Origin of the sequence: Mesorhizobium sp., assembly GCF_041661565.1 — a bacterium.
Lineage (GTDB): Bacteria > Pseudomonadota > Alphaproteobacteria > Rhizobiales > Rhizobiaceae > Mesorhizobium.
On record NZ_JBAZUD010000099.1, the window covers coordinates 1 to 19,462 of the forward strand.

The 19,462-nt window shown below is 64.5% G+C and carries 21 protein-coding genes and 1 pseudogene; 11 read left to right on the forward strand and 11 right to left on the reverse strand.

The genetic code is table 11. The features are described from left to right. The 3 genes from WC739_RS17260 to petA form a co-directional block, all read right to left on the reverse strand. On the reverse strand, positions 1-732 hold a 732-nt coding region (locus WC739_RS17260; RefSeq protein WP_372954237.1), incomplete at its 3' end, for a cytochrome c1. An 89-nt stretch (positions 733-821) separates the two neighbouring features. Further along, positions 822-2,123, reverse strand: a complete 1,302-nt coding sequence (locus WC739_RS17265) for a cytochrome bc complex cytochrome b subunit (RefSeq protein WP_372954238.1) — start codon at positions 2,121-2,123, stop codon at positions 822-824. 16 nt (positions 2,124-2,139) lie between these two features. Continuing rightward, on the reverse strand, positions 2,140-2,700 hold the full coding sequence (petA, locus tag WC739_RS17270; protein ID WP_372954239.1) for a ubiquinol-cytochrome c reductase iron-sulfur subunit: 561 nt from the start codon (positions 2,698-2,700) through the stop codon (positions 2,140-2,142). Positions 2,701-2,960: 260 nt separating this feature from the next. On the opposite strand from petA, the gene WC739_RS17275 reads away from it, so the two are divergent. Both WC739_RS17275 and WC739_RS17280 read left to right on the forward strand, forming a co-directional pair. Continuing rightward, positions 2,961-3,251 (forward strand): type II toxin-antitoxin system prevent-host-death family antitoxin, encoded by a 291-nt coding sequence (locus tag WC739_RS17275; protein ID WP_372954240.1) that lies wholly within the window; start codon positions 2,961-2,963, stop codon positions 3,249-3,251. Then, a complete protein-coding gene (locus tag WC739_RS17280; RefSeq protein ID WP_372954241.1) occupies positions 3,251-3,673 on the forward strand; it encodes a type II toxin-antitoxin system VapC family toxin in 423 nt (140 codons plus the stop codon). Before WC739_RS17275 ends, WC739_RS17280 begins: the two co-directional genes overlap by 1 nt. Positions 3,674-3,753: 80 nt before the next feature. Here the strand turns inward: WC739_RS17280 and WC739_RS17285 are convergent, their stop codons facing one another. From WC739_RS17285 to WC739_RS17300, 4 genes are read right to left on the reverse strand one after another with little or no spacing between them, the layout of a single operon-like run. Further along, a complete protein-coding gene (locus WC739_RS17285; protein ID WP_372954242.1) occupies positions 3,754-4,065 on the reverse strand; it encodes a DUF6665 family protein in 312 nt (103 codons plus the stop codon). A gap of 35 nt (positions 4,066-4,100) precedes the next feature. Further along, positions 4,101-5,984, reverse strand: a complete 1,884-nt coding sequence (locus WC739_RS17290) for an ABC transporter ATP-binding protein (protein ID WP_372954243.1) — start codon at positions 5,982-5,984, stop codon at positions 4,101-4,103. A gap of 10 nt (positions 5,985-5,994) precedes the next feature. After that, complete coding sequence (locus tag WC739_RS17295) at positions 5,995-7,881, reverse strand: ABC transporter ATP-binding protein (RefSeq protein WP_372954244.1); 1,887 nt, start codon at positions 7,879-7,881, stop codon at positions 5,995-5,997. 21 nt (positions 7,882-7,902) lie between these two features. Next, positions 7,903-8,298 carry a hypothetical protein gene (locus tag WC739_RS17300; RefSeq protein ID WP_372954245.1) on the reverse strand — a complete coding sequence of 132 codons (396 nt, stop codon included), beginning with the start codon at positions 8,296-8,298 and terminating at the stop codon, positions 7,903-7,905. Between the two features lie 443 nt (positions 8,299-8,741). Between WC739_RS17300 and WC739_RS17305 the strand changes: the two genes are divergently transcribed. From WC739_RS17305 to WC739_RS17315, 3 genes are all read left to right on the forward strand, one after another. After that, the gene (locus tag WC739_RS17305) at positions 8,742-9,200 is read left to right on the forward strand and encodes a tRNA (cytidine(34)-2'-O)-methyltransferase (protein WP_372954246.1); all 459 of its coding nucleotides are present in this window, start codon (positions 8,742-8,744) and stop codon (positions 9,198-9,200) included. A 128-nt stretch (positions 9,201-9,328) separates the two neighbouring features. Beyond that, positions 9,329-9,772 carry a redox-sensitive transcriptional activator SoxR gene (soxR, locus tag WC739_RS17310; protein ID WP_372954247.1) on the forward strand — a complete coding sequence of 148 codons (444 nt, stop codon included), beginning with the start codon at positions 9,329-9,331 and terminating at the stop codon, positions 9,770-9,772. Between the two features lie 43 nt (positions 9,773-9,815). Then, entirely contained in the window at positions 9,816-10,016 is a 201-nt protein-coding gene (locus WC739_RS17315; RefSeq protein WP_372954248.1) for a hypothetical protein, read from the forward strand. Positions 10,017-10,022: 6 nt separating this feature from the next. On the opposite strand, the gene WC739_RS17320 is transcribed toward WC739_RS17315, so the two are convergent. After that, positions 10,023-10,280, reverse strand: a complete 258-nt coding sequence (locus WC739_RS17320) for a hypothetical protein (RefSeq protein ID WP_372954249.1) — start codon at positions 10,278-10,280, stop codon at positions 10,023-10,025. Positions 10,281-10,445: 165 nt separating this feature from the next. On the opposite strand from WC739_RS17320, the gene hemF reads away from it, so the two are divergent. Together hemF and WC739_RS17330 are read left to right on the forward strand one after the other, a co-directional pair. Then, positions 10,446-11,360 carry an oxygen-dependent coproporphyrinogen oxidase gene (gene hemF, locus WC739_RS17325; RefSeq protein ID WP_372954250.1) on the forward strand — a complete coding sequence of 305 codons (915 nt, stop codon included), beginning with the start codon at positions 10,446-10,448 and terminating at the stop codon, positions 11,358-11,360. Positions 11,361-11,509: 149 nt separating this feature from the next. Then, positions 11,510-11,695 (forward strand): DUF1059 domain-containing protein, encoded by a 186-nt coding sequence (locus WC739_RS17330; RefSeq protein WP_027044022.1) that lies wholly within the window; start codon positions 11,510-11,512, stop codon positions 11,693-11,695. Between the two features lie 9 nt (positions 11,696-11,704). On the opposite strand, the gene WC739_RS17335 is transcribed toward WC739_RS17330, so the two are convergent. The 3 genes from WC739_RS17335 to WC739_RS17345 are packed head-to-tail and all read right to left on the reverse strand — an operon-like array spanning position 11,705 to position 14,228. Next, the gene (locus WC739_RS17335; RefSeq protein WP_372954251.1) at positions 11,705-12,970 is read right to left on the reverse strand and encodes a CCA tRNA nucleotidyltransferase; all 1,266 of its coding nucleotides are present in this window, start codon (positions 12,968-12,970) and stop codon (positions 11,705-11,707) included. Continuing rightward, complete coding sequence (locus WC739_RS17340; protein ID WP_372954252.1) at positions 12,967-13,599, reverse strand: CoA pyrophosphatase; 633 nt, start codon at positions 13,597-13,599, stop codon at positions 12,967-12,969. The genes WC739_RS17335 and WC739_RS17340 overlap by 4 nt, the downstream gene beginning before the upstream one ends. Then, on the reverse strand, positions 13,599-14,228 hold the full coding sequence (locus WC739_RS17345; protein ID WP_372954256.1) for a DUF1285 domain-containing protein: 630 nt from the start codon (positions 14,226-14,228) through the stop codon (positions 13,599-13,601). The genes WC739_RS17340 and WC739_RS17345 overlap by 1 nt, the downstream gene beginning before the upstream one ends. A gap of 155 nt (positions 14,229-14,383) precedes the next feature. Here WC739_RS17345 and WC739_RS17350 point away from each other — a divergent pair, with 155 nt between their 5' ends. From WC739_RS17350 to WC739_RS17365, 4 genes and pseudogenes are all read left to right on the forward strand, one after another. After that, a complete protein-coding gene (locus tag WC739_RS17350) occupies positions 14,384-15,388 on the forward strand; it encodes an AAA family ATPase (RefSeq protein ID WP_372954253.1) in 1,005 nt (334 codons plus the stop codon). Continuing rightward, positions 15,388-16,338, forward strand: a complete 951-nt coding sequence (locus tag WC739_RS17355; RefSeq protein ID WP_372954254.1) for a DUF58 domain-containing protein — start codon at positions 15,388-15,390, stop codon at positions 16,336-16,338. The genes WC739_RS17350 and WC739_RS17355 overlap by 1 nt, the downstream gene beginning before the upstream one ends. Then, positions 16,335-19,157 (forward strand): DUF4159 domain-containing protein, encoded by a 2,823-nt coding sequence (locus WC739_RS17360; protein WP_372954255.1) that lies wholly within the window; start codon positions 16,335-16,337, stop codon positions 19,155-19,157. The genes WC739_RS17355 and WC739_RS17360 overlap by 4 nt, the downstream gene beginning before the upstream one ends. A 63-nt stretch (positions 19,158-19,220) precedes the next feature. Further along, a pseudogene (locus WC739_RS17365) lies at positions 19,221-19,462 on the forward strand (hypothetical protein); the annotation flags it as partial.

Consider the following 19,462-nt stretch of genomic DNA (forward strand, 5'->3'; position numbering starts at 1 on the left):
GAAAGCGGAAACGTCGCGGGCGTATTGGTCGACGGTCTGCGGCGCGCCGTCATCATAGGTCACCTGCCCGTCGGACAGCGGCTTGGGCATCTTCAGCGACACGCCGGACATGAAGTATGGGTTGTAGTGCGTGCCTTCCGGGATGACCATGCCGGCCGGGGGGGTCTCGTCATAGCCGGTCAGCAGCGAGTGGATGTAATCGGGACCGCCCGCGTCGTACTGCGTGAAGATATCGAAGACGAATTGCGGAAAGCCGCGCTCGACGCCGCGCGCCTTGGCCAGCAGCGACATGTCGGGCGGCGCGGCGCCGCCATTTGACGCCGCGGCGGCTTCCTCATTGGCGAATGGCGCCGGGAAATAGTCCGAAGGCTTGCCGGGACGGTCGAACATGTCGCCGGCATCGTTGGGGCCGTCATGGATCGTGTACTCGGCCGCCAGCGTCTTGAGCTGCGCATCGGAATAGCCGAGGTCCGAGAGGGTGCGGAAAGCCACCATATTCATCGAATGGCAGGCCGAGCAGACTTCCTTGTAGACCTTCAGGCCCCGCTGCAGCTGTCCCTTGTCGTAGGTTCCGAACGGGCCGGTGAAGCTCCAGCTCGTTTCCTTCGGCTCCTTGATCGGGAAATGCGTCGGCGCCGCGGCGTTGTGCGCCTCTTCCGCCGCGACGGCCGCGGTCCCGGTGCCGGCTGCCAGGAGGCCGACAAGCGCCAGCGAGGTGAGAATCTTCTTCATGCCAAATCCCCTTGGATTCTCAACCGCTCTGTCATCCTGCTTGAACATGGTCTTGTCCGAAAACCGGTTCCCACTCTTCGGGATCATGCTCAGCCCTTGGTCTCTGGAGCGGCCGTGGCGCCCGCCGGATGTCCGCTGCCGCCCCTGTTCTTCTCGAGCACCGCCTCGGTGATCGAGTTTGGCAGCCTGCGCGGCGTCTCGATCAGGCCGAGCACCGGCAGCGCGATCAGGAAGAAGGCGAAGTAGAACAGCGTGGCCATCTGCGCCATGAACACATAGCTGCCCTCGGCGGGCTGCGAGCCCAGCCAGCCAAGCAGGATGGCATCGGCGACGAACAGCCAGAAGAACAGCTTGTACCAGGGACGGTAGACCGCCGAGCGGACCTTCGAAGTGTCGAGCCACGGCACCAGGAACAGCATCACGATGGCGCCGAACATGCACAGCACGCCGCCGAGCTTGGAGTTGATCGGGCCAACATTGAAGGTGATGGCGCGCAGGATCGCGTAGAATGGCAGGAAGTACCATTCGGGCACGATGTGGGCCGGCGTCTTCAGCGGGTTGGCGACGATGTAGTTGTCGGGATGGCCCAGATAATTCGGCAGATAGAAGACGAAGTAGGCGAAGAAGAACAGGAACACGATCATGCCGAACGCGTCCTTGATGGTCGCGTAGGGCGTGAAGGCGACGGTGTCGGTCTTCGATTTGATCTCGATGCCGGTCGGGTTGTTCTGGCCGCTCACATGCAGCGCCCAGACGTGCAGGACGACGACGCCGGCAATCATGAAGGGCAGCAGATAGTGCAGGGCGAAGAAGCGGTTCAGCGTCGGATTGTCGACGGCGAAACCGCCCAGCAGCAGCTGCTGGATCCAGTCGCCGACCAGCGGAATGGCGCTGAAGAAACCGGTGATGACGGTCGCGCCCCAGAAGCTCATCTGTCCCCATGGCAGCACATAGCCCATGAAGCCTGTCGCCATCATCAGCAGGTAGATGATGCAGCCGAGGATCCAGAGCAGCTCGCGCGGCGCCTTGTAGGAGCCGTAATAGAGACCACGGAAGATGTGGATGTAGACGGCGACGAAGAAGAACGAGGCGCCGTTGGCATGCATGTAGCGCAGCAGCCAGCCCGAATTCACGTCGCGCATGATCTTTTCGACCGACCCGAAGGCGAGATTGGTGTCGGCCGTGTAGTGCATGGCCAGCACGACGCCGGTCAGGATCTGCGAAACCAGCATGATCGACAGGATGCCGCCGAAGGTCCACGCATAGTTCAGGTTGCGCGGTACCGGATAGGCGACAAAGCTGTCGTAGACCAGCCGCGGCAGCGGCATGCGCGCGTCGAACCAGCGTTCGATACCGGTCTTGGGCGTATAGGTCGAGTGTCCCTCGCTCATCGAAATATCCCCTGCCTCAACCGATAAGGATCTTGGTATCGGAAATGAATTTGAATACCGGAACCGCCATGTTCTCGGGCGCCGGGCCTTTGCGGATGCGGCCGGCCGTATCGTATTGCGAGCCGTGGCACGGACAGAACCAGCCGCCGAAATCGCCTTCCTGGCCGAGCGGAATGCAGCCCAGATGGGTGCACACCTGAACCATAACCATCCAGGCTTCCTTGCCGGGCGTGGTGCGGTTGGCGTCGGTCGCAGGCGCGTCCGCCGGCAGGTTGGCGTTGCGGGCGATCGGGTCCTTGAGATCGGCCAGCTGGACCGCCTCGCCGTCCTTCATTTCCTGTTCGGTGCGGTTGCGCACCACCACCGGCTTGCCGCGCCACTTGACGATCAGCGACATGCCCGGCGTCAGCGAGGCGACATCGACCTCGACGGAGGCAAGCGCCAGCGTTGAGGCATCGGGGCGCATTTGGTCGATGAACGGCCACGCGAGAGCGCCCGCGCCGACCACCGCGGCCATGCCGGTGGCGACGTAGAGAAAATCACGACGGTTGGGATCCTGGATGTCGGTTGCGCTCACGGGTGCCTGATCCTTTCGCCTCTTCCGCGCCGGTGATCGAGCCTTGTTCCCCGCTCATTCACGCCAACCCGACAGCGCATGGCGAACAGGCTAGCGAATTCCTCCGGCATTTGGACTTCGGTTTATGCGTGAACCCCGTTTTTGTCCAGACGGGTGAAGGCACAAGGGCAGATTGTCGCGGGCGTTCCGCACAGGGAAGAATTTGCCAGGCTTGCCTGAATGTAGCAATATGCCTACATCGTCTCGACGGAGGTGTTGAAATGGACATCACGACGAAAACAACCACCACCATGTCGAGCCGTCAATTCAACCAGGACACGGCGCTCGCCAAGCGGGCAGCCAGAAGCGGGCCGGTGATCATAACCGACCGCGGCAAGCGTTCGCATGTGCTGATGTCGATTGAGGAATACGAGAAGCTGAAAGCTGCGGGTAGGCCGGAGAAACATCGAACCCTTGCGGACGCGATCGCAGATGATCGTCCGGAAGCGGATTTTGATTTCGACATCCCCGAACTCAAGGGCTTTTCCCTACGCCCGCCCAAGTTTGACTGATGTATCTGCTTGATACCAACGTCATCTCCGAGCTCAGGCGAAGAGACCGATGCGACCCGAACGTTCGGGCCTGGGCAGAGGGTCGAAATCCGGCAGAGCTTCATATTTCGGCCGTGACTATTCTCGAAGCCCAGATCGGCGCCCTGAGAGCAGGACGAAGGGACGAGAAGAAGGGGGCGGTGCTGCGCGCTTGGGTTGACGTACTTGTTGCAGAAGTCGCAGAGCGGATACTGCCCGTGGATCTCGCCGTCGCGTTGCGCTGCGCGCCCCTCCACGTCCCCGATCCCAAGCCGGATCGCGACGCCTATATCGCCGCCACCGCACTCGTCAACAATTTGACGGTCGTGACCCGTAACACCAGGGATTTTGAAGGCACCGGCGTGAAGCTCTTCAATCCGTGGATTCCGGCGACGGTTAAATGATCATGGCATCCATCACCGACTGCGAGCCATCGTTGCTTCCCAGTCAGCGGGTTGCGCTGCGGCGCGCCTGTGAATGAGCCCTATTTCGCGCCGAGCCTGGCCAGCACGGCTTTCGGGATATCGTATTCGCGGATGACGGCATCGTGCCTGCGCAGGCCGCACAGTTCGCGCTGGATGAAATAGGCGTGCACCGCCTCGGAGGCATCCCTCAGGAGCCTGGAACGCAGCTGCTCGTCGGCGTTTTCGCGCAGCCTGGCCAGCGTCTCCTCGACCTTCTGGCCGGCGCGGCCGAGCGCACTGGCCTTCTCGGCAAGGATTTCGTGACCGAGCAGATCAAGCGCGGTTTCCTGCGGGCTGGACTTCCCGAAATTCGAAGGCATGCGCACCGACATGACTGACCCTGGTCCTATGATGCATTGCGACAAGCCTATTCGGCCGGCCGCGTCTCTTCCAGCGCGCTTTCCTCGTGGTAGAGGAAGCCGCCGGACTGCCGCTTCCACAGCCGCGCGTAGAGCCCGTCCAGCGCCACAAGCTCGTCATGCGTACCCTGCTCGACGATGCGGCCGCCATCGAGCACCACCAGCCGGTCCAGCGCCGCGATCGTCGACAGCCGATGGGCGATGGCGATGACCGTCTTGTTTTCCATCAGCCGCGTCAGGTTCTCCTGGATCGCCGCCTCGATGTCGGAATCGAGCGCAGACGTCGCCTCGTCGAGGATCAGGATCGGCGCGTCCTTGAGAAAGACGCGGGCGATCGCCACGCGCTGACGCTGACCGCCCGACAGTTTCACGCCGCGCTCGCCGACAAAGGCCTCGTAGCCGGCACGATCCCTGTTGTCGCGCAGGCCAAGGATGAACTCATGCGCCTCGGCCTTCTTCGCCGCGGCGACCACTTCGGCGTCGGTGGCGTCGGGCATGCCAAGCTTGATGTTGTCGCGCAGCGAGCGGTGAAACAGCGCCGTATCCTGGCTGACGACGCCGATATTGGCGCGCAACGAATTCTGGGTGACCTTGGAAACATCCTGGCCATCGATAGTAATCGAGCCGCTTTCGAGATCGTAGAGACGCAGGATCAGGTTGGCGAGCGTCGTCTTGCCGGCGCCCGACGGCCCGACCAGCCCGACTTTCTCCCCCGGCTTGACCATGAGATCGATGCCGTTCAGCACGCCGAACCCCTTGCCGTAGTGGAATTCGACGTTCTTCACCTCGATGCGGCCGCCGGCGACCACAAGTTCACCGGCGTCTTGTGCATCGACAAGGCCAAGCGGCTGCGAAATGAGCGCCTTGGAATTTTCCAGCACGCCCAGATTCCGCAGGATGCCGTTGAGCTGCATCATCAGGCGGCCAAGCAGCATGTTGAGCCGCAGCACCAGCGACAGCGTGAAGGCGACGGCGCCGACGGTGATCGAGCCTTCGACCCAGAGATAGACGGCAAAGCAGCCGATCGCGGTGATCATGATGCCGGACAACGTCGTCAGCGCCATGCGCACGCCGGTCAGCCTGCGGGTGAAGGGACGCAGCGCGTCGAGATAGATGTCGAAGCCGTTTCTGATGTAGCGATCGTCGCCGTCGGCCGAGAACAGCTTCAGCGTCTGCACATTCGAATAGGAATCGACGATGCGGCCATTGATCATCGAGCCGGCTTCGGCGGTCGCCTCGGCATTCTTGCGGATCGCCGGCACGTAGACTCTCGCCAGCAAGCCGAAGGCGACGATCCAGACCACCACCAGCGCCGCGAGCCTGAGATCAAGCCCGGCAACCAGCGCCAGCGTCGTCACCGTATAGACCAGCATGAACCAGACCACCTCGATGAAGCTCTCCATCAGGTCGCCCGTGGCCTGCCCCGCCTGCCACACCTTCGTCGCGATGCGGCCGGCGAAATCGTTCTGGAAGAAGGCGTAGGACTGGCGTGACACATGCCGGTGCGCCTGCCAGCGCACCAGGTTGTAGAAGCCGGGCGTGATCGTCTGCTCGTCGACCAGCGCGGACAGCCCGACGACGACGGTGCGAATGACCAGCACCACCGCGATCATGAACACCAGTTCGGGGCCGGCGGCGTCCCACAGCGCATGCCAGCTGCGCTCGCCGGGAAGCTGGTCGAGAATATCGACCAGCCGCCCGACGAAGTAGAACAGGCCGGCTTCGACCAACGGCGCGATGCCGCCGATCACCAGCATGGCGAAGAAGGCGAATTTCGCCTGTCCGACATAGTGCCAGATGAAGCCGCCAACGCTCGATGGTGGCCGGAGGTTCGCCGGCTCCCTGAACGGATAGACCCAGTTCTCGAACCAGCGATAGACGGCAGTCATCATGCGGCGGCCATCATTCTGCGGCTTGCCCCTTTGCAAGTGCGTCATTGGCGGCGTCGGCGGGGCCGTCCTCGAGCAGGAACCCGCCCGACTGGCGTTGCCACAGCTGCGCGTAAAGCCCGCCGCGGGAGACAAGTTCCTCGTGCGAGCCCTCCTCGAGGACACGGCCCTTGTCCATGACGACAAGCCTGTCCATCGCCGCAATGGTCGACAGGCGGTGAGCGATGGCGATGACGGTCTTGCCCTGCATGAGCTTGTAGAGGTTCTCCTGGATGGCCGCTTCGGCTTCGGAATCGAGCGCGGACGTCGCTTCGTCGAGGATGAGGATCGGCGCGTCCTTCAGCATAACGCGGGCAATGGCGATGCGTTGCCGCTGGCCGCCGGACAATTTGACGCCGCGGTCACCCACATGGGCTTCGAACCCCTTGCGGCCGCTGCCGTCCGAAAGCCCGGCGATGAAGTCGACCGCCTCGGCGCGCCGCGCCGCCTCGAGAAGCATAGCGTCAGAGGCATCGGGCCGGCCGTAGAGGATGTTCTCGCGCACCGAGCGATGCAGCAGCGAAGTGTCCTGCGTGACCATGCCGATCTGGGCCCGCAGGGAATCCTGCGTCACGTTGGCGATCTCCTGGCCGTCGATGAGGATCCGGCCGGCCTCCAGGTCGTAGAAGCGCAGCAGGAGATTGACCAGCGTCGACTTGCCGGCCCCGGAGCGGCCGACAATGCCGACCTTTTCGCCCGGCTTTACCGTCAGCGACAGGCTCTCGATCACGCCCTTCTGCTTGCCATAATGGAAGCGGATGTCCTCGAAACGGATCTCGCCCCTGGAAACGGTAAGCTCCTTCGCGCCCGGCCGATCCTCGACCACGCGCGGCAGCGAGATCGAGGCGATCCCGTCCTGCACCGTGCCGATGTTCTCGAACAGGCTCGACATCTCCCACATGATCCACTGCGACATGCCCCACAGCCGCAGCACCAGGCCGATGACCACGGCCACAGCGCCGATCGTCACCGCTTGCCCCAGCCACAGCCACAGCGATATGGCGGTGACCGAAAACAGCAGCAGCGCGTTGAGGATGTAGAGCATGCCGTACAGCTTCGTCACCAGCCGCATCGAGCGGTAGACCGTCTCCAGGAAACCGGCCATGCCTTCTTTGGCGAAGGAAGCCTCGCGGCGCGCATGGCTGAATAGCTTGACCGTCTGGATGTTGGAGTAGCTGTCGACGACGCGGCCGGTCATGACGGAGCGCGCATTGGCCTGCTCCTCGCCGACCTTGCCGAGCTTCGGGATGAAGTAGCGCAGCATCAGGATGTAGCCGACCAGCCAGACGGCGAGCGGCGCCGCCAGCCGCAGATCGGCGGAACCGACGATGAACAGCATGCCCAGGAAATAGACGATGACGTAGTTGAGCACATCGAGCAGCTTGATGACGCATTCGCGCACGGCGAGCGCCGTCTGCATCAGCTTGGTGGCGATGCGGCCGGCGAACTCGTCCTGGTAAAAGCTCATGGACTGCTTGAGCAGGTAGCGGTGCACCTGCCAGCGGATGCGCATGGGATAGTTGCCCATCAGCGTTTGCTGGTTGAGCAGCGAATGAAACCACACGGTGCCCGGCAGCGCGAACAGCACGATGAAGGCCATGCCGGCGAGCTTCCAGCCCTCGGTCTGCAGGAACGTCTCGCGATTCTGCCCAGAGAGCCAGTCGACGATGCGGCCAAGGAAGCCGAACATCCACACTTCCGCGATGGCGATGGCCGTCACCAGCACCGCGTCGAGAAGGATATAAGGCCAGGCGCCGCGTGTGTAATGCACACAGAAGGCAACCAGCGTCTTGGGCGGCTCGACCGGTTCCGCCACCGGGAACGGATCGAGCCTTCTTTCAAACCAGCTAAACATGGACATGCTCACAAAACTGTTTTCCGCCTAGGCGGCACGGGATCTTACAAAGTCCTCGGAGCGCGCGGCGTCGAGGACCGACGGTTCGAAATCACTTGGACCGTCGGCCCTGCTTCGCGCAATATAGGGGCTCGCCAGCATTTCGCCGACAGGCTCCTTTGCGCCTCCCGACGGCGCGGTGTCGACGAGCCGCACCTTCGGACCTGGCCGGATCAGCCGCATGATCCGGCGCACCAGCGAGGGACGGCGCGGGTCGGGAACCGCGCGTGAGAAATCGACATCCGGCAGCATGCCGCGATGCGGCCGGCGGCGGACTTCTGCGTGAACCGCGGACGAATAGGTCTCGCCGATCAGCAGCGCCCAGGTCGCCATCTTCTGATCGTGCAGGTTTCTTGAGCCGGGTATTCTGTAGGGATCGAACATCGGTCCGTCCTCCATGTGAAAATAGTTATAAAAAGGCGAAGCAACGTCCTCCGACGGCATTCGGCCGGAGGCGCGCATTGCGTTTGCCCGGACACGAAAGGTGCCGGTCCGGGCAGGTTCAGGCGGGGCGGTCAGCCCTTTTGACTTTTTGAAAAGCATCGCAGGATTCCTTCGGGTGCCGAAAAAGCATTTCGGCGGGAATCGGTGCGATCAAGTCTTAGAGAGTTAGGAGAATTGTCGTACCGAAACCGCCGTGGATCGCAAAAGTCCACGAGAGGGGCGCTGGATGTGCATGGTCATCATGAATTACCCCTCCATCGGTTCGGGTTGACAATGGAACCGACATAACCGACTTCGAAAAAAATGGCCACCCGCAGATCCAGGAATTTCCAAGACCGCGAGAATCCTGTGGCCGATCTGCCACGTATTAGAAGGACGCGGGAATGAACGATCGTCTCCGCATCGCGCTCTACCAGCCCGACATCGCCGGCAACACCGGGACAATCCTGCGCTTCGCAGCGTGCCTCGGCCTTGGCGTCGACATCATCGAACCAGCCGGCTTTCCACTCTCCGACAAGGCGCTCAGGCGAGCCGGCATGGACTACCTCGAAATGGCCGACCTGACCCGGCATGTCGACTGGCACGCCTTCGAGGACTGGCGCAAGGCGCGCGCGGCTCGGCTGGTGTTGCTGTCGACCAAAGCCGCCACCGTCTATACCGATTTCCGCTTCGCTCGCGGTGACATCCTTTTGTTCGGCCGCGAATCCGCCGGCGTGCCGGATCCTGTCCACCAGGCGGCGGATGCGCGGCTGACCATCCCCATGCAGGGCCAGGCGCGCAGCATCAATGTCGCGCTGTCGGCCGCCATGGTAGCCGGCGAGGCCGTCCGGCAGCTGGGCTAGCGGTTCGCCGGCGACTCCGTTTTCCGTCATTCTCCCCCAGGCGCACATCGCCTTCTCCCGTCATTTGTCCTATCAACATTTCTTCGCTACAAGCTCAACTTAACTTGAGGTCAAGCGGAAAATGGAAAATGGCTGCAGTAACGGAATTGACGGTCGGCCAGGTGGCCATCCGCAGTGGCGTCGCGGTGTCGGCATTGCATTTCTATGAGACGCGCGGGCTGATCCGCAGCCACCGCACGTCAGGCAACCAGCGCCGCTACGGTCGCGACGTGCTGCGGCGGGTGGCGATCATCAAGGTCGCTCAGGAGGTCGGCATTTCCCTGGCCGAGATCGGTGCCGCACTTGAATCACTGCCCGAGGGCCGCACGCCGACGCGCGATGACTGGAACCTGCTGTCGACCGCCTGGCGCGACGGGCTCGACCACAAGATCGCCCAGTTGAAGAAACTGCGCGACGGGCTGACCGACTGCATCGGCTGCGGCTGCATGTCGATCGACAAATGTCCGCTGCGGAACAAGGGGGACAGGCTGGCGAAGGAAGGCGCAGGGGCGAGAAGGCTGGTTGCAACCTGAACGGAGGCAGTGCGACTATGAGGCGATACGAAAGGAAACGTCTGTGCTGGAACATCTAATCCAACCAGAAGAAGAGACACAGCTCATTACGATCTATCGGGTCGACTCCGGCGGCATGCGAACGCTCTATACGTCCTTGAGCTTCGATGAGGCGCGGAAAATGGGCTTTGAAAAATTCGGCAAGCTACTTGGAGAGAACCTGATCCTGGATTCTCCAAAATTGCGCGACCTATTTTTCTCGTGACATTCCCTAATCCGCCACCGGCAACCGCCTGATGGTGAATTCGATCAAATCCCCCGGCCGCTCGAACCAGCTTTCGATCTCGGTCCAGTAGGCCTGCTTGGGGAAACGCTCGAACCATTCCTTGGCCTTGAGGCGCGCATCGGAGCGCGGCAGCACGAAGGTCTCGCGCAGGAAGCCGTCGCGCGGCATGCGGGCGCGTTCGGCCCGGCTTTGCTCGAGCCTCTTCTTCAGGCCATCCAGCGGCGGTCTTGCCGGGGTGCGCACGAAACAACTCCTTGCACCTTGGCGCATGATTTCGAACCGGACCAGGTTCGAAAGCATCATGCGCGAAACCAAAGTGACTTGACCCTTGCCCTCAAGAGATTAGGGATCGCGCCCGGAAAAGACGAGTCTTTTGTCGACCAGACCTCCCGCAACCGGAGACGGCACTTGCAACGACCTGAAATACCGGCAGGACTGCCCGCCGACATCGAACAGAAGAAGATGAAGGCACGGTTGTGGTTCGAGGCGCTGCGCGAGCGCATCTGCGCCAGCTTCGAGCAGATCGAGCAGGATCTCGGCGGACCACTCGCCTCCTGGTCGCCCGGCCGTTTCGAAAAGACGCCTTGGGAACGCGACGCGGGCAAGGGCGGCGGCGGCACCATGTCGATGATGCGTGGCCGGGTCTTCGAGAAGGTCGGTGTCCACACCTCGACCGTCCATGGCGAGTTCTCGCCCGAGTTCCGCAAGCAGATGCCCGGCGCCGAGGAAGACCCGCGCTTTTGGGCATCCGGCATTTCACTGATCGCGCATCCATGGAACCCCAATGTTCCGGCCGTGCACATGAACACGCGCATGGTCGTCACATCGCGCCAATGGTTCGGCGGCGGCGCCGATCTGACGCCGGTCCTCGACCGCCGCCGCACCCAGGACGACCCCGATACGATCGCCTTCCACCGCGCCATGCAATTCGCCTGCGAGAAGAACGCCGCCGTCGCCGACTATCCGAAATTCAAGGCATGGTGCGACGAGTACTTCTATCTGCCGCACCGCGACGAGCCGCGCGGCACCGGCGGCATCTTCTTCGACTGGCTGCATTCGGACGAGGACAAGGGCGGCTGGGATGCCGACCTCACCTTCGTGCAGGATGTCGGGCGCTCCTTCCTCGTCGTCTACAGCCATCTGGTGCGCGCCAACTTCAACGAGAACTGGACCGACGGCGACCGCGAAGAGCAGCTCATCCGCCGCGGCCGCTATGTCGAATTCAACCTGCTTTACGATCGCGGCACGATCTTCGGCCTGAAGACCGGCGGCAACGTCGCCTCGATCCTGTCCAGCATGCCGCCGGAGGTGCGCTGGCCCTGACGCCGGAGTGATGAGGACCATCCACGCTTTGATGCAACAACAGCGACACTGGCGTGTTATGGTATTCAACGCCGGTCAGACCCGACCACAGCAATTGGTCAAGGCCCGGGACCGTGCGTGAGCTCTACGGAGGAAGAAGGAGAAATCCGATGAAGGAATTTCACTGCGGGTCGCTTGTTCCCGGCTGTGACTGGCACACCCGTGCCGATGAGGAGGCTGAAGTCATGCGTCGTGCCGTCGAGCACATGCGCGAGACGCATGGCGAGACGGTCATCCGCGAGACGATGATCGAGGCGATCCGGTCGCGCATCGAGAAGGTCCGCGACGCGGCCTGATCGGAGGCCCTAACCGGCTTCAAGGGCTTGCGCGGCGCGTTCGAGCAGCGCGCCGCGATCGGGCGAAAAGCCCGCTTCGACCCATTCCGCCTCGAGATTTTTCAGGATAGCGCCAAGCTTCGGTCCCGGTGACGCGCCAAGCGCCGTCAGGTCGGACCCTTTCAACGGAAAGGACGGCCGTTCCCATTTGAGCGCGAAGGCTAGCAGGCGCGAGAACCCGCCGGCTTCGAGCAGCGCATCATTGTCCTCGACGGCGCGCACCCGCGCCGAAGCGAGCGACAGCCGGAGACGATCGACAAAACCTTGTGCGTCGCCGCGATACAGGCGCTTCGCCAGTTCACCCTCGGTGGTCTTCGGTTCAACCGTGGCGGCAAGTGCCCAATGGCGCAGGCGATCGGCCTCCACAGTCGAAAATTTAAGCCGTTCTGCCAGCATCTTCATCCGCGCCGCGTCCGGCGGCACGATCGCCTCCAGCCGCAGTATCGGATCGGATGTCCAGCCGAGGTCCTTCTCGGCCTTGGCCAGTCCGTGGATGGCGTCGATGCCCCATTTCTCGCTCTCCGGCAGCACCGTGGTCAAGACACTCGCCTGCCGCATCCAGAGCAGCGCCCGGGAGGGATCGGGAGCCGACAAGAGTCTCTTCAGCTCCGACCAGACGCGTTCGGGCGAAAGCTGGGCCAGCCCTTCCTTCAGCCGGGCGCAGGCCTTCAGCCCCTCGGCGTCCGGCCGGCCGTCGCCATACCAGGCGAAGAAACGGAAGAACCGCAGGATGCGCAGATAGTCCTCGCGGATGCGTGCTTCCGCATCACCAATGAAGCGCAGCCGCCGCGCCTCGATGTCGGCGATGCCGCCGACAAGGTCGATAACCGTGCCGTCGGCCTCGGCATAAAGCGCGTTGATGGTGAAATCGCGCCGCTCTGCATCCAGCTTCCAGTCGCGGCCGAACGACACCTTGGCGCGGCGGCCGTCGGTCTCGACATCGGCGCGCAAGGTGGTGATTTCATAGGGTTTGCCGCCGGCAACCACCGTGATCGTGCCGTGCTCGATGCCGGTCGGCACCGCCTTGAAGCCCTGCGCCTCGGCGCGGCGGATGGTTTCCTCGGGCGGACATGTGGTGGCGATGTCGACATCGGCGACCGGCTGGCCCATCAGCGTGTTGCGAACCGCGCCGCCGGCGACGCGCGCCTCCTCCCCGCCCTCCGCCAGTGCCGCAAGCAGGCGCCGCAGATGCTTGTCGGCGAGCCATTCGGCCCTGTCCGCGATCGAGACACTCACGCATAGAGCCTTTCATAGAGGGTACGGATGATGCCCGCGGTGACGCCCCAGATGCGGCGGTCGCCATAGGGCATGTCGTAGAAGAACCATTCGAGATCATTCCACACGCGGCTGTCACGCTTGTGATTAGCCGGGTCCATCAGGAAGCGCAGCGGCACTTCGAAAGCGGCGTCGACCTCGTCGGCGTTGAGCGCCAGCCGAAAGCCCGGCCGCACGATGCCCAGCACCGGCGCAATGCGGTAACCGCTGCCGGCGACATAGTCCGGCATGCGACCGAGAACCTCGATGCGGTCGTTGCCCAAGCCGATCTCCTCGAACGTCTCGCGCAATGCCGCTGCTTCCGGGCCTGCGTCGGTCGGATCGATGGTGCCGCCGGGAAAGGCCACCTGCCCCGAATGGCTGCGCAGCTTCTCCGCCCGCTTCGTCAGAAGAACCGTCGCATCGTCTTCATGGTCGACCACCGGGATCAGCACCGCGGCATTGCGCAGCGGCTTGCCCTGGCTGAGACGCGGATGGCCTGGATTGAAACGATGGTCGCCATAGTCGTCGCCGGCATGCGCATCCGGCTGCGCGGCGAAGCGTGCGCGGAAGTCCGCTGACGAGAATGGCGTCGGCGTCATCCGGTCCATCACGCGCTCAGCCGCTGCAGCTGGTCCGCCGGCATGATCGGAAACACCGCGCCGTTCGAGCGCACCGCAAACATCGTCTTGCCGCCGATCTCGATCTCCTCGCCATGCCCGGCCAGTTCGTACATCACCGGCCGCGCCAGCAGCGCCTCCAGCCGGCCGCGCACCAGCACATAGGGCTTCAGTCCGCCGGTCCCGTCCTCATCGACGAAACGCAGCGGCCGCTCCGGCCCGGCCTCGACGACGTCGCCGACATTGGTGCGGAAGGTGATGATCTGCGCGTCGCCGCTACCAGAAACATCCATCTCGACGGCGATGAACGGCGCATCCGCCACGCGGATGCCGACCTTTTCCACCGGGGTCACCAGATAGGTCCTGCCGTCGGCGTCCTTGCGCAGCACGGAGGAGAAAAGCTGCACCAGCGGCATGCGGCCGATCGGCGTGCCCAGGTAGAACCAGGTGCCGTCTGCCTTGATCTCCATGTCGAGATCGCCGCAAAAGTCCGGATTCCAGCGATCCACCGGCGCAGGCCCCTTGCCGGCCCGGGCCGCGCGCGAGATCAGCGCTTCCAGGCCACGCGCTTCGGTGGCGCTCGTAAGGCTTTGTTGGGGTTGTCCGGCGTCTTCCGTCATGGTCACGAAATAGTCACTGTTGTTGCGCTTGTCAGCCTGGGTCCGTGATTTAAGTTTTGTCACAGGCGCCACGCGAGCCCGAATCGCGGCAACTTATGCTATGGTGCGGCCGTATTTCCAACCATGGTAGCTCCAGGCAAAGGGATCGATACGGCATGAGCGTAATGGTCAAGGAAAGCCCGATCAGCGAAAAGGACATGATCGCCGAAGCCGAGAAGGCGCTGGCCGACATCTCCAGGATTCGCGATGGGGTCGGCCGCGTCATCTTCGGCCAGGAAAGCGTCGTCGAGCGCACGCTGGTCGCGGTGCTGGCCGGCGGCCATGCGCTCCTTGTCGGCGTGCCTGGCCTCGCCAAGACCAAGCTGGTCGAGACGCTGGGCGTCGTGCTCGGCCTTGATTCGCGCCGCGTCCAGTTCACGCCGGACCTGATGCCCTCCGATATTCTTGGCTCCGAAGTCATGGAGCAGGATGAAAACGGCAAGCGCTCGTTCCGCTTTATCGCGGGGCCGATCTTCGCCCAGCTTCTGATGGCCGACGAGATCAACCGCGCCTCGCCGCGCACCCAGTCGGCGCTGCTGCAGGCCATGCAGGAATATCATGTCACCATCGCCGGCGCCCGCTACGACCTGCCGGCGCCGTTCCATGTGCTGGCCACGCAGAATCCGCTGGAACAGGAAGGCACTTATCCGCTGCCGGAAGCACAGCTCGATCGTTTCCTGATGCAGGTCGATATCCTCTATCCCGAAATCGAGGCCGAGCGCCGCATTCTCCTGGAAACCACCGGCATCGAGGACGCGAAAGCCCAGAACGTGCTGCAGCCGGCGCGGCTCAAGGAGATCCAGACGCTGATCCGGCGCATGCCCGTGCCCGAAAGCGTCGTCGAGGCGATCCTCACCCTGGTGCGCTCGGCACGTCCGGGCCAGGGCAATGCCGAGACCGACAGGCACGTCGCCTGGGGCCCAGGCCCACGCGCCAGCCAGGCGCTGATGCTCTGCACCAGGGCGCGCGCGCTCTACGATGGACGGCTGGCGCCCTCGATCGACGATGTGCGCGCGCTGGCCGAGCCGGTGCTGCAGCACCGCATGGCGCTGACCTTCGCCGCCCGCGCCGAGGGCACCAGCGTGCGCGACGTGGTGGCGAAGCTGGCCAAGGGTATCTGATGGCGCGTATCGGCGAGGTCCAGGCTCCGGCAGCGACGCGCGACGCGCTCGCCCGCGGCCGGTTGCGGGCTTCGCTTGTACCGGACTTGCTGGTCGAGGCGCGCCGCATCGTCAACACCGTCATTGCCGGCTGGCACGGCCGTCGCAAGCGCGGCATCGGCGAGAATTTCTGGCAGTTCCGGCCCTATGTCGAAGGCGATTCCTCGCGCATTGATTGGCGCCGCTCGGCCCGCGACGACCACACCTATGTGCGCGACCGCGAATGGGAAGCCGCCCATACGGTGTGGCTATGGGCGGACCCGTCGCCGTCGATGCTCTACAAGTCGGCAGGCGCCAGCGTCTCCAAGCAATCGCGCGCGCTGGTGCTGGCGCTGGCCATGGCCGAATTGCTGTCGCGCAGCGGCGAGCGCATCGCCTGGCCCGGCCTTACCGATCCGTTTACCGCCCGCAACGGCGCCGAGCGCATCGCGGCGCAGCTCATGCATGCCGGCGAATTGCCGGCAAAACCCGATTTGTCCCATGTCAGACGCTTTTGCGACATCGTCATCGCCAGCGACTTCCTCGATCCCGTCGAGGAGACCATGGCCTGGCTCGATGTTCTCGCCCGCCATGGCGTGCGCGCCCATCTGATCGAGGTCGCCGACCCGGCCGAGGAAACATTCCCCTATGCCGGCCGCACCGAATTCACCGATCCCGAAACCGGCGAAAAGCTGACCGCCGGCCGCGCCGAAATGCTGGGCGACGACTACCGCCTGCTCTACACCGCCCGCCGCCAGGAATTGGCCGGCTGGTGCAAGCGGCTGGGCTGGAGCTTCACCGTCAACCACACCGACCGGCTGGCCTCCGACGCGCTGGTGCGCCTGCACCTGGCGATGACCGCCGATGGCAGTATTGCGGCTGGCGGTCGTGCCGGCATGACCGCCAGTGGCGGAACGGCGGCCGTCGCATGAGCTGGCTGCCGCTCTCCTTTGGCGCTCCCATGCTGCTGTGGGGCCTCCTGGCGTTGCCGGTGATCTGGTGGCTGCTCAGGTTGACGCCGCCCAAGCCGCAGGCCGAGATCTTCCCCCCGCTGAAGATTCTCGCCCGCGTGCTGAAGCGCGAGGAAACACCCCATAGGAGCCCTTGGTGGCTTACCTTGCTCAGGCTGCTGATGGCCGGGCTGATCGTCGCCGCGCTCGCCGAGCCGGTCTTCAATCCGCGCGAAAAACTGCCGGCCGAAGGCGCCGCCCTGGCCCTGGTCATCGACAATGACTGGGCAAGTGCTGCCGACTGGGGCAAGCGCGTCGCCACCGCCGAGCGCCTGATCGCCGATGCCGGCTCGAACGGCGTGCCGGTCATCATCGCCTTCACAGCCGAGAAGGCCAATGCGGAGATCGGCCCCTTCGATGCCGCGACGGCCCTCGACCGGCTGCGCGCCGCCAAGCCGCGGCCGATCCCGACCGACCGGCCCGCCGTCTATGCCCGCGTCGCCGGCGTGCTGGAGACCTTGCCCGGCGCCAGCGTCGCCGTTCTGGCCGACGGCCTGGCGGCGAAGGGCGACGAGGCCGCCTTCAACACGCTATTGTCCAGGAATGCCGCGCGTGTCGTCTGGGCCAGTTCCGACCGGCTTGCGCTGACCGGTCTCACCGCCGCCGACAACCAGGTCGACGGCTTCGCGCTGACCGCCATCCGCGCGCCGGGCGACCCCGCCCCCGCGCAAATCACCGCCGGCGCCTTCGATGACAAGGGCCGCCGCATCGCCGATGCCAGCCTGACCTTCGCACCGGGCGAAACCACCGCCACCGGCACCATGGCGGTGCCGTTCGAATTGCGCAACGACTTCGCCTCGATCGCGCTCGACGGCGAGCGGCAGGCGGGGGCGGTGCGCGTGCTCGACGAAAGCTCCCAGCGCCGTCGCGTCGGCCTGTTGTCGCAGGCCGAGGCCGACCAGGCGCAGCCGCTCTTGTCGCCGCTTTATTACATCAGGCGCGCGTTGCAGCCCTTCGCCGATCTTGTCGAGCCGAGCAGCGCCGACCTTGCCGACGCCATCCCGCAGATTCTCGACCAGAAGCCGGCGATGATCGTCATGGCCGACATCGGCACCATTCCCGAGCAGGTCCGGCCAAGGCTGGTCGACTGGGTCGAAAAGGGCGGCACCTTGGTGCGCTTCGCCGGATCGCGGCTGGCGGCGGCCGGCAATGATGACGACTTGCTGCCGGTGCGCCTGCGCACCGGCGAGCGTTCGCTCGGCGGCGCCTTGTCGTGGACCTCGCCGCAGCCTGTCACCGAATTTCCCAAGGCCGGCCCGTTCGCGGATCTCGCCCCGCCCACCGAGGTCACTGTCACAAGGCAGGTGCTGGCCGAGCCGACGCCCGATATCGTCGAGCGCACATGGGCTTCCCTCGCCGACGGCACGCCGCTGGTCACCGGCCTGAAAAAAGGCAAGGGCACGCTGGTGCTGTTCCACGTCACGCCGGAAGCGACGTGGTCGAACCTGCCGATTTCCGGCAGCTTCGTCGAGATGCTGCGCCGTATCGTGCAGCTGTCACGCAACCAGGGCGCGGCGATCGCCAACGCCGAAGCCGCCGCCACCTCGCTGGCGCCCTACCGCATGATAGCCGCCGACGGCACTTTGGTGCCGCCGACGCCCGACGCGCGGCCACTGGTGCCGGGCGCGGGCACGTTGCCGGTGACCTTCGAGAATCCACCCGGCCTCTACGGCTCCGAAACCGGCGTCTTCGCCCACAATTTGCTCGATGCCGCCAGCACGCTGGCGCCGTTGGCGCGCCCGCAAATCGCTGTCCCGGTCACGTCCATCCCCTACGCCTTCGACGAGTCGCGCGACTTGAAGGGCGCGCTGGTCGCGGCCGCGCTGGTGCTGATGCTGCTCGACACGCTTGTGGTGCTCTGGATGGGCGGCCTGTTCGCCCGTCGTCCGCGCCGTGCCGGCGCCGCGGCAACCACCGCGGCGCTCCTGATCACGCTCGGCGCCCTGTTCGGCCATGCCGATCTCGCCCGTGCCGACGACGCCAGGCCGAACGATGACGCGGCGATCGAGGCGATTTCGAAGACCCGCATCGCCTATGTGCTGACCGGCGTGCCCGGCGACGACTCGATCAGCCGCGCCGGGCTCGAGGGCCTGACCCGCTTCCTGATCGAGAAGACGGCGCTGGAGCCGGGCCCGCCGGCTGGCGTCGACATCTCCAAGGACGAACTGTCGTTCTATCCGCTGATCTACTGGCCGATCGACCCGGCCGCCCCCATGCCGAGCCAGGCGGCGATCGCCCGCATCGACGCCTACATGCAGCAGGGCGGCACGGTGCTGTTCGACACGCGCGATCAGTTCGCCAACGGCATCGGCGCGGATTCGACCAGCCCGGCGACGGAACGGCTGCGCGACATTCTCGGCAACCTCAATGTACCGCCGCTGGAACCGGTGCCGGCCGATCACGTGCTGACCAAATCCTTCTTCATCCTGCCCGAGTTTCCCGGCCGCTTCTCCGGCAGCCCGCTCTGGGTCGAGGCCTCGCTCGAGGCGAGCAACGCCGACAACCGGCCGGTGCGGACCGGCGACGGCGTCTCGCCGATCATGATCACCGCCAATGATTTCGCCGGCGCCTGGGCGGTCGACGAGAATGGCGATCCGCTGTTGCCCACTGTCCCGGCGGACCCGATGCAGCGCATCCACGCATTGCGCGCCGGCGTCAACATCATGATGTACATGCTGACCGGCAACTACAAATCCGACCAGGTGCACGTGCCGATACTGCTCGAACGGCTGGGGCAGTAAGATGATGCTCCTTGTTGCACGACTCGAATGGATCGACCCTCCCCACAAAGGGAAGGGTAAGGCATGAACTGGTCCATCTCCTTCGAGCCGCTGTTTTCATGGCCAGTGATGGCGCTCGCACTGGTCCCCCTGGTGCTGCTGGCGCTTGTCGGCCTGTGGGTTCGCCAGCGCGGCGCGGTCTTGCGCCTCGTCGCCCTGCTGGCGCTCGCCGCCGCCTTGCTCAACCCGGTGTTCCTCAACGAAGAGCGCGACCCGCTGAAGAGCGTCGTCGCCTTGATCGTCGACCGCAGCCAGAGCCAGGATAT